Annotated in this window: 4 protein-coding genes; all 4 read right to left on the reverse strand. The window is 29.3% G+C overall.

All coding sequences use genetic code 11. The annotated features are described in order from the left end of the window. Positions 1-374: transposase (locus BZARG_RS13080; RefSeq protein WP_040288788.1), on the reverse strand; the 374-nt coding region annotated here is incomplete at its 3' end. A gap of 141 nt (positions 375-515) precedes the next feature. Continuing rightward, positions 516-1301 carry an HD domain-containing protein gene (locus BZARG_RS15350; protein WP_008639182.1) on the reverse strand — a complete coding sequence of 262 codons (786 nt, stop codon included), beginning with the start codon at positions 1299-1301 and terminating at the stop codon, positions 516-518. Between the two features lie 373 nt (positions 1302-1674). After that, positions 1675-1989: a hypothetical protein gene (locus tag BZARG_RS13090; RefSeq protein ID WP_008639181.1), complete on the reverse strand. Its 315-nt coding sequence runs from the start codon at positions 1987-1989 to the stop codon at positions 1675-1677. 8 nt (positions 1990-1997) lie between these two features. Then, positions 1998-2153 carry a hypothetical protein gene (locus BZARG_RS15810; protein ID WP_008639180.1) on the reverse strand — a complete coding sequence of 52 codons (156 nt, stop codon included), beginning with the start codon at positions 2151-2153 and terminating at the stop codon, positions 1998-2000. Positions 2154-2346: the final 193 nt, after the last annotated feature.

Raw genomic sequence — 2346 nt, forward strand, 5'->3', positions numbered from 1 at the left:
CCATATTGCCAAAATTGATAGTTGGTATTCCTGCTATGTGTCTGTGTAGCTTTTTTAAATCGTTCTAGCATCCATTCTCTTCTGCTTTCAGGCTCGGTTTGTATTTTTTCTAAAATTGATTTAGCTGTAAATTTTTTAAAATCTCTTATTAAATCTGATAGTTTTCCGTCTTTAGATTGTATAATTAAATGCAAGTGATTGCTCATAATTACATAACCGAATAAAATCATGCCTTTGTTTTTGATACAAAAACTTAAACAATCAATTATTACATCTTTATATATCTTTCGTGTAAACGCATCTATCCAATCCACTGCGGTTGCCGTAATAAAATGTATTTTTTCTTGATCTCTAATTATGTAGCCTTCTTTCAATCTCGTATTATTTTATCTTATGTTTCGTTAATTAATGTTCCTCAAAGTCGGGAGACTTTGCGGAGCGGGTGATTTCTTATTATATCTGTTTTCGAATCTTATATTTCATATCAGTTTTTTTTTGGCTTAGTGCAGCAGGCGCTAAAGTGCAAACATATTTTTTAAATAGTTGTACATATATATTACTTTATCAGTTTTAATTTTTGGTAGAATTAATTCATCTAACAAAAATTGTTCTTCTTTATAATTATTTAGTTTCTCTATATTTCCATGTAATAAACTAAATTCAACATTAGCTATCCGGTCTGCAAGTTTAACTATTATCGCTTTTTCGTTTCCTGATATTTTAATAAAAGTTATGCGTTTATTTTCTAATTTAGTTTTCGCACCATCATTATGGTTACTTACAGCTTCTATTATTCCTCTTATATTCTCTCCAAAATAGGATGATAATAACGTTTTATTAAAATCAGTATCTTCAAGAATATCATGTAACCATGCTGATACTATTAATTCATCATCTTTAAAGTTAAACCCAAAATGTAATAGCACACTAACCACATTGGTAAGATGTACTTCATAAGGATAAATACCATATCGTTGATTTTTATGTTTTTCAAAGGCTATATTTCTTGCTTTAATTGTTCTGCAAGTCATTCCTGAAATTATATGCTCCTTAACAATTGCCATATCGATCTGGTCATCATCTGTAATCCAACCAGTAATATTAAGGTTCATAAATGATCGTAGTATACGATCGTCATTTCGCCATTTTTTGTTTTTATAAACCTCTATACTTGATACATTTTCGCTTATAGATCCATTAGCTAATACTCGAATAGCAAATTCTTGAGCATCTAGGAAATGGGTATAATAATTATATTTTTTTAAATCATTCATTGTTTGTTCGGTGTTATTTCGTTTCATCAGTGTGCTTATAATAATTCCACTCCGCAAAGTCTCTTGACTATGAGGGCTATATTTTTACTAAAAGATTTATTTTCAATATTGATTATATTTTGTAATGGATGATAAGTTTAAAACTTGCCAGCAGGAAGATATCTATTACTGCATTATCCAAAATTTCTATATCAATTAAACCTTCTTTCAATTTTTTGTATTCTTTTATTTTATACGCTTTGCAAAGGTTGCCTACTTTGAATAAATACTAATTATTATCTTGCTTTTATATTTCTTCGCATTTTCTTGATTACTATTATCAATTCTTCGCTTTCCTTGTTGTACTGTGCCTAAAAGACGTGGAAATTTGCGGTATGGAACGGGGAGGCGTTAAACATTATCACTTAATAAAAATCTTCAATACTTTAAGTTGGTATAAAATGTTTTCACTTGTAGATTGAGTTCTACTATTTACTGAACGATCAAACTGCCAAAGAAAATATTCTGTATTATCTATAAAAATCTTTACTGAAAAATGACCTCCAGTATCTCCATCAAAACAAATTTTAACATCAATGCCATTAACATACTCTACCCACCAATATCCTGTATAATTAGTCTTTTTTATTAAAACATATTCTTTGAAATTTTCTTCAAAGTAACGCTCTACTAAATCTATATTATCTTCAGGATTTAAGCTTTGATTTACTACCATATTACTTTCTATGTATCCGAATTTATTTTTTGAAAATCTTTCGCTCCTAAATCAATAAGATATTCCGCTTCTTTAGATAAATATTCATGATTTAGTGCTTTCCAAGGTACTCGCTCCTCAAAGTCTCCCGACTTTGAGGTCCTTATTATTCCGAAAACAGTCATGCAAAAAATTCATTTTCAATATTGATTATATTTTGTAATGGATGACGCACTTAGCACATCCATTACTGGATTATCCACTATTTCTATATCAATTAAGCCTTGGTTGTTTACATAATTACTTGCACTAGAATATATGTAATGTGTTGCTTTTTCAACAATGCCAGCTCTTACTGGGTTTAGATGAATGTAATGC

Source organism: Bizionia argentinensis JUB59, assembly GCF_000224335.1.
Classification (GTDB): domain Bacteria; phylum Bacteroidota; class Bacteroidia; order Flavobacteriales; family Flavobacteriaceae; genus Algorimicrobium; species Algorimicrobium argentinense.

Coding starts and splice junctions, on each gene's coding strand:
- BZARG_RS15810 (WP_008639180.1), bottom strand. CDS start 2,153: ATGACTGTTTTCGGAATAATAAGGACCTCAAAGTCGGGAGACTTTGAG.
- BZARG_RS13090 (WP_008639181.1), bottom strand. CDS start 1,989: ATGGTAGTAAATCAAAGCTTAAATCCTGAAGATAATATAGATTTAGTA.
- BZARG_RS15350 (WP_008639182.1), bottom strand. CDS start 1,301: ATGAAACGAAATAACACCGAACAAACAATGAATGATTTAAAAAAATAT.